Source organism: Dehalococcoidia bacterium, from assembly GCA_025054935.1.
Lineage (GTDB): Bacteria > Chloroflexota > Dehalococcoidia > SpSt-223 > SpSt-223 > JANWZD01.
Map to the genome: position 1 here is coordinate 125,183 of JANWZD010000009.1, position 6,760 is coordinate 131,942.

At 68.9% G+C, this 6,760-nt stretch carries 6 protein-coding genes; 1 reads left to right on the forward strand and 5 read right to left on the reverse strand.

Going from position 1 to position 6,760, the window contains the following annotated elements:
* Positions 1 to 1,659 (reverse strand): ATP-binding protein, encoded by a 1,659-nt coding sequence (locus NZ773_11075; protein ID MCS6802466.1) that lies wholly within the window; start codon positions 1,657 to 1,659, stop codon positions 1 to 3.
* A gap of 185 nt (positions 1,660 to 1,844) precedes the next feature.
* Between NZ773_11075 and NZ773_11080 the strand changes: the two genes are divergently transcribed.
* Entirely contained in the window at positions 1,845 to 3,491 is a 1,647-nt protein-coding gene (locus NZ773_11080) for an ATP-binding protein (GenBank protein ID MCS6802467.1), read from the forward strand.
* Here the strand turns inward: NZ773_11080 and NZ773_11085 are convergent.
* From NZ773_11085 to NZ773_11100, 4 genes are all read right to left on the reverse strand, one after another.
* Positions 3,488 to 3,883: a response regulator gene (locus tag NZ773_11085; protein MCS6802468.1), complete on the reverse strand. Its 396-nt coding sequence runs from the start codon at positions 3,881 to 3,883 to the stop codon at positions 3,488 to 3,490. The genes NZ773_11080 and NZ773_11085 overlap by 4 nt on opposite strands.
* 28 nt (positions 3,884 to 3,911) lie before the next feature.
* Positions 3,912 to 4,694 (reverse strand): hypothetical protein, encoded by a 783-nt coding sequence (locus NZ773_11090; GenBank protein MCS6802469.1) that lies wholly within the window; start codon positions 4,692 to 4,694, stop codon positions 3,912 to 3,914.
* Positions 4,691 to 6,397, reverse strand: coding sequence for a DNA polymerase/3'-5' exonuclease PolX (gene polX, locus NZ773_11095; protein ID MCS6802470.1), 1,707 nt, complete (start codon positions 6,395 to 6,397; stop codon positions 4,691 to 4,693). The genes NZ773_11090 and polX overlap by 4 nt, the downstream gene beginning before the upstream one ends.
* Before the next feature lie 89 nt (positions 6,398 to 6,486).
* On the reverse strand, positions 6,487 to 6,760 hold a 274-nt coding region (locus tag NZ773_11100), incomplete at its 5' end, for a hypothetical protein (protein ID MCS6802471.1).

A 6,760-nucleotide genomic window follows, 5' to 3' on the forward strand; every position in this document is an offset into this window, starting at 1 on the left:
TTAGCCCGCCTCGCGCGGCAGCGTGATCGTCACGGTCGTGCCCCTGCCTTCGACACTCTCGACAGTGAGGGTCCCGCCGTGCGCTTCGACGATGGCGCGGCTGAGGAAAAGTCCGAGCCCGAGCCCGGGATAGGACGCCGCCGCGTTCGAGGCGCGGAAGAACGGCGTGGTCAAGAGCGGGAGGTCGCTCGCGGGGATTCCGATACCGCTGTCGCGAACGCGCAGGACAATCGTGTCCGCGCTCTCCGCAACCGAGACCTGCACTGGCTGGTCGGGGCGGGAGAATTTCCTCGCGTTCGCAACGAGGTTGTCCAGCGCTTGGTGGAGCCGACGACGGTCGGCGTTGACCCACACCGGCGCTTCCGGCGCCGTGACCGCGACCGTCGGCGCTGCCGCACCGCCAAAAGCCGGCGGAGACGCAACCTCGTCCAGCACGGTCCGGAGGTCGAACCGTTCGCGGGTGAGCCGAAGCGAGCCTTCGCGCGCGCGGGCGGCATCGACGAGGTCGGCCCCGAACGCAGTCAGGCGGTCCGCTTCGCGCAGGATGATATCGACTGCGCGGCCGAACCGCTCGGCCGAGATGGCGGCAGGATGCTGCAGCGATCGCTTCAGCAGCTCGGCATTCGCGCGGATCGAGGCGAGCGGGGTGCGCATCTCATGCGAGGCGGCAGCAAGCAAGTGCTCCTTCATGCGCGCCGCTTGCCGCTCGTCGGTGACGTCGTGGAGAACGACGACAGCGCCGCTGAGCTGCCCTGCCTCGTCGCGAAGGGGGCCGGCGCTCAGGTCGACCTCGCGGTAGCTGCCGCTTCGATGGCGCAAGCGATACGATTCGGCGACTACCCGCTCGCCCGCTCCGGCTCGAGCGAGCGCAGCGGCGAGCCGCGCTTGGTCTTCCGGGTGCGCTACTCGGTCGAGACGGTCTCCCACCAGTTCGCCGGCTTCTACGCCGAGCAGGTCGCGCCAGCTCGGATTGGCATAAACGAGCCGCCCTGCGCGGTCGAGCACTCCGATCGCCTCGACCGCGCCGTGCGCGACCGCCTCCCACCGGGCTTCGCTCTCGGCAAGCGCGTGCCGGAGCTGCCGGATCCGGTCCATCAGCCGCAGCTGGACGGCGATGTCCGGACTCGCTCGCTCTGTGTCGGGGGCATATTCCTTGCCCACTGCCGCTTCTGCCTCCGGGGTCCGCTTCAGGTAGATCGTGACGAGACAGCCAGGGTCGCCGAGGGCGATCCGGCGATGCAGCACGACTTTGGCGTAGCCGAAGTTGCGCGCCGCGATCCCGCCAAACACTGAACTCGTCATGAAGCAGAGCGACGGCGACCGGCGCACGATCTGATCGAACGGGCAGCTTGTCGTTTGAACGACGACCTTGTCGTCATCGAGCGACACGAGCGAGAAATTGCCGCCGATCTTCTGCTTGAGGTCGACAATCACGTGGGCATACTCCTCGCGCGTCAGCGGCCGGTCGATCCCCCAGAACTGCTTGTAGCTCTCCTCAATCGCCGCACCCATCGACAGCCCCACCGTCATGATGTATGCCCCCGCCACCTCGCTGCCGAGCATGCTCTCGTGGAGGTAGCCGAGACCCGTGATCAGCTGTTGGAGAAATCGTTCCCGGTTGAGATCGACCGGGGTTTCGAACTGCGGCGCGGCGGCCATGTTGCTCGTGACCTCCCTGCGAGAGCAAACACGCGTTGTGAAGTACTGTATCAGATCGCTCCGAGGCAGGCCTGCTCGGCAGCATGCTCGAGACAGCCCGGACCTGCCGCGAAAGGAAGGAGGCGTCATGTCGCCGGCGGCTGCTATGCTTGCCTTGGCGCCTCGCTGGGGCAGGGGAGGAGCGTGTGTCCTCGCTCACCATTCTCCACGTCAACGACAGTCCAAACGACCGGCTCGCTGTCGCGCGCGCCCTCGGACAGGCGTTTCCCCACGCGCAGGTGCGCCGGGTCACGCATCCCGATGCGCTTGAGGAGGCCCTCACGCACCCCGTTGACCTTGTCATTGCGGAGGTTCCTCTCTCGTGGGGCGATGGGCAGCGAATTCTCGCGCGCGCCCGCGAGCATCAGCCGGACGTTCCGGTTATCGTCGTCGCCGAAGGCGGGGAGGAGCAGGACGCGAGGGGGCTTGTTGAGGCCGGGGTCGATGGCTATCTTGTGGCGGCGGCGCAGGTTGATCTCTCGCTCATCGCCGCGGCGCAGACCGCGCTGCGCGCCGCGGCAGCGCGGCGACAGGCGTCCGAGGCCGAGGCGGCCCTCCAGCGGACCCGCGCCCGGCAGCAGCGTGTCGTCGAGATAGCGCGCGCGCTTGCTGACGGCCGTCACGATGTCGCCGTCATCGCCGACCTGCTCGCGCACGCCGCGGCCGCCGCCGTCGGCGACTTCGCTGCCGTCCAAGTGTTCCTCGAAGACCAAGTTCCTCAGGCGATGCTGGTCACCCATGACCTCGCTCCCTCAATCGTTGAGCGGCTGCAGTTGGCCTTCCGGGCGGCGCCGGACGTGCGGCGCGAAGGGATCACCGGCCGCGTGCTGGCGAGCGGCGAGCCAATGCTCCTGAACGACCGGGCAGAGGTTCTCGCGCACGTCAGCCTTGTCTCGCGTGACATAGCAGAGGAGCTGGGGCTGACGGCACTGCTGGCGGTGCCGCTGCTTGCCGGCGACCGGCCGTGCGGCGTCTTGATGTGCGGGCGTGTCTCTCCCGGCTGTCCCTACGGCGAGGAAGAGCTGAACCTTGCCCAAGAACTGGCCGCCCCTGCCGCAGTTGCCATCGAGGCCGCGGCCGCCCTGCGCCACGCCGACGAGGCGCTGCGCGCCCGCGAACGCCTGCTCTCGATGGCGATCCACGAGATCCAAAATCCGCTCGCCGGGATCAAAGGGCTCGCCCAGCTGCTCCGCCGGCTGGAGGAGAGCGGCCGCCTAACCGCCGACCGGCTGCGCGAGGGGCTGCGCTCGATCGACGAGTCGATCGACCGGTTGACCCGGATCGTCCAAGACCTGCTCGACCTCTCCCGCAGCCAAACCGGCCAGCTTTCGGTCGCGCTCGAACCGATCGACCTTGGCCAGCTGCTCGACCGTCTCGTGCGCCGGTACGCAGCAGCCGGGGTCACGCTTGTCTGCACCGAGCATGAGACCGGGCCCGTTCTCGCGGACCCTGCGCGCCTTGAGCAGGTGTTTACCAATGTCCTCGATAACGCCGTCAAGTACTCGCCCCCCGGCGCGCCCATCGTTGTTCGACTAGGACGCGAGGCGGCGGGGCTCCTTGTCACGGTGACCGATCACGGGATCGGACTGCCGAGCGATGCCTTAGAGACTATCTTCGAGCCGTATCGCCGCGCTTCCAACGCCACCGCTGCCCAAATTCCCGGTCTCGGCCTCGGCTTGTTCATCGCTCGCCAGATCGTTGAGCAGCATGCGGGCGTCATCGCGGCAGAGAGCCCCGGGGAGGGACGCGGCACCACCATCCGGATTTGGCTTCCCGCGGCTCCCGCCAGCTAGCTGCGGATCACCCACCGCGCGAGCACGCCGCGGAGCAGCGCTTCGAGGGCGTCTAGCCCGAGCGGCTTGACCATGTAGTCGTTCGCGCCCAGCGAGGCAGCCCGCTGGCGGTCTCTCTCGTCATCAGCCATCGAGAGCATCACCACGGGGACCTCGCTCCAGCCCGGCGCGGCACGGATGGCCGCGAGCACGTCGAATCCTGAGGCGCCCGGCAGGCGGATATCGAGCAGGGCGAGGTCCGGCGGGGGACCGCTCACAGCGGCAAGTGCGTCATGGCCGGTGGCGAAGCGCGCAATTTCCACGCGCTCATGCGCCGGCGCAACCTCGTTGAGCGCCATTTCCGTGAGCAGCGCTTGGGCGGGGTCGTCCTCGGCAAGCATGATCCGGATCATCGGGAGGAAGCCGCGGCAGGGAGAGGGCTCAGCGCACCACGCGGAAGCGCCACGGGGCGAGCTCGATTGGGTCAGGGTCGCGCGGCAGGTCCTCGTCGCTGCGCAGACCGGAAAGCGCTTCGGCGCGCAGCCGCTCAAGCGTGTCGAGCCCGCGCTTCGTGTCGGCGGCCACCTTGACCCGATGGCTCTGCCGCAGCCGGAATTTGAACCGCCAGTAGGTGAACCGTTTCCAATCGAGGTAGGAGATGCGCTCGCCGGGGGGCAGGGCAGCATCCTCGCGGAACCGCGCCAGCAGCTCGGAAAGGGGGAGCCCATAGATCCGCTCGGCTGTCTCCTCGGGCAAGCGCCGGTGCGGCGTCAGGCCGGTGATGTAGCTTTTCGCTACCTCCTCTTCCACGGCGCGCCAGAGCGCCTCTTCGACGACGACGCCGTAGTGATAGTTCAGGACGGTCCGGTATTTGGCGGGGCCGATCGCCTCTTGAAACGCTGCCTCGTCGAACCCGCCCGGCGGGGCGCCGTAGAACAGCAGCTGCTCCACTTCGTCAAGCGGGAAGAGCGGTCCAAGCTCGGCGACGAACCGCTCAACAAGGGCCAGCCAGTCGAAGGCTTCGCCGTCGATAAGAAACAGATACCGCCGGCCGTCGTACTCATCCTCGACGCGGTCCCAGCGCCGGATAGCGGTGAGGAGCGCAGGCCACCACGGCTCCCCGCGCTCGAGCGCCTGCCGCAGCCGCTCGATAGCGTGCCCCTCGCCCGCCCAGATCAGCCCGTCTTCGCGGGCGGCAAGCGGCTGCTCGGAGAGCCTGCTCATCGCCGCTTCTCCCGCAGCCGCGCGAGAAAGCGCTCGGTCGGCAGCGTGTTCACGATCGCCTCTGGCCCAAGCCACGCCCGCCGCGCGATGCCCACGCCATAGCGGGCGAGGCTGAACTGGTCGGCGCTGTGGGCATCGGTGGCGATGACAAGCGGCACGCCAAGCTGGTGCGCAAGCCGAGCATGTTCCTCGTTCAGGTCGAGCCGCGCCGGATGCGCGTTGATTTCCACCCATGTCCCGCTCTCTGCGCAGGCGCGCAGGACCGCTTCAACATCCACCGCCACGGGGTCGCGCCGGCCGATCAGCCGGCCCGTGAGGTGGCCGATCACGGTAACGGCGGGGTGGCGCGCTGCCGCGATCAGCCGCGCGGTCATCTTCTCGCGCGGCTGATCCATAGCCGAATGGACCGAAGCGACTACGACATCGAGCTGCTCCAGCACCGCGTCGGGGTAGTCGAGTGTGCCGTCGGCGCGGATGTCCACTTCTGCGCCGGCGAGCAGGAGCGGTCCTTCCGGATGCGCCTCGTTGTAGCGCTGCACTCGGGCGATCTGTTCTTGAAGGCGCTCAACGCTCAGGCCGTTCGCGACGGCGCGGCCGCCCGAATGGTCGGTGATGGCTAAATAGGCATACCCTTGCGCTGCCGCGCCGGCGGCCATCTGCTCGAGGGGGTCTGAACCGTCCGACCAATCGGTGTGGGCATGGAGGTCGCCCTGCAGGTCGGTCACCTCGACGAGCCGGGGCAGCGTCCCGTCGGCAGCGCACTCCAGTTCGCCGCGACCTTCGCGCAATTCCGGGGGGATCCAAGCGAGCCCAAGGGCAGCGTACAGCGCGCTCTCGTCGGCAAAGCCCTCGCGGTCGCGCGGGGCGAGGCCGAACGGCCCAATGCGCACGCCCCAGTGGCGGGCGCGGGCGGCCAAGGCCTCGTTGTGCGCAGCGCTGCCCGTCCACCATTGCCACAGCGAGCCAAAGGCGGCGGGCGGCGCGAACCGGACGGCGATGGTGAGCCCGTGGAGGGGGAAGCGCGCGCCGAGCGGGTCGAAAGGAACGGCCTCCGGCAGCTGAGCAAGCAGCGCCGCGCGCGCTGCCTCGGGCAGGTCAGCGGCAACGGCGAGATTGACGTCGCCCACGCGTTCGGCGAAGCGGCGAAGACTGCCCGCCGGCTCAGCGCGCTGGACCCCGGGCAGCGCAGAGACGACCTCGATCGCGGTTGTTGCCGCCGCAGTTGCGCGCAGCAGGTCGAACCGGCTGCTTGCCGGCTCGACGGCGAGCAGCCCGCGCGCGATCCGCTCTGCCGTCGTCTTGCCGACAAGCTGCTCAAGCCGCGCATCGGCCAGTGCCGCCTGAAGGGCGGGACGCGAGACGATCCCCGCCGCAAGCAGCTTGCCGGCGGTCTTCGGCCCGATCCCTGGCAGCCGAGTCAGTTCGCGGACCGTCTCGGGCACGTCCTCGTGCAGCCGGTCGAGAAATGCCAAGCGGCCTGTTTCGCTGCGCTCGATGATTTTGGCCGCGATCGCCTCTCCGATCCCCGGCAGGGCGCGCAGCGCCTCTTCGTCAAGCGACGCCGCAGGAACGCGCAGCCGCTCGAGGGCCTCAGCGGCGCGTCGGTAGGCGCGAACTTTGAACGGGTTCTCTCCCCGAATTTCGAGGAGGTCGGCGATCTCCTCGAACATCGCGGCCAGTTCGGCATTGGTGGGACGTGGCACGGTTGGCGCATCCTTTCGCTCCCAGCAGTTCGCACCGGGAGCGTCCGCTCATTATAGCTGCTTGCTCCCTCCTGCTCGCCTGCTTCGCGCTAGAGACGATCTGCGCTGTTTTCAGGCTCTCCGGGATGAGCGAGGAACGTCTCCGGCGTGGTCCGTCCTGGCCCGTGGCGGGCCGCCGCCGGCTTGTCCTCTCCGGGATGAGCGAGGAATGTCTCCGGCGTGGTCTGCCGCCGGCCGCCGTCTTCCTCCGCCTCACGGCGTCTTCTCGGCGGAGCGCCGCTTTCGGCGAGCGGGTTCGCAGGCAGGTCAGGCGCTGGGCAGCGCGGCGACAGCCCGCGTCGCTTCGTCGAGGGCGCGCAGCCG

Excerpts from the sequence above, each read along its gene's own strand:
- NZ773_11075 (MCS6802466.1), bottom strand. The coding sequence starts at position 1,659 with ATGGCCGCCGCGCCGCAGTTCGAAACCCCGGTCGATCTCAACCGGGAA.
- NZ773_11085 (MCS6802468.1), bottom strand. The coding sequence starts at position 3,883 with ATGATCCGGATCATGCTTGCCGAGGACGACCCCGCCCAAGCGCTGCTC.
- NZ773_11090 (MCS6802469.1), bottom strand. The coding sequence starts at position 4,694 with ATGAGCAGGCTCTCCGAGCAGCCGCTTGCCGCCCGCGAAGACGGGCTG.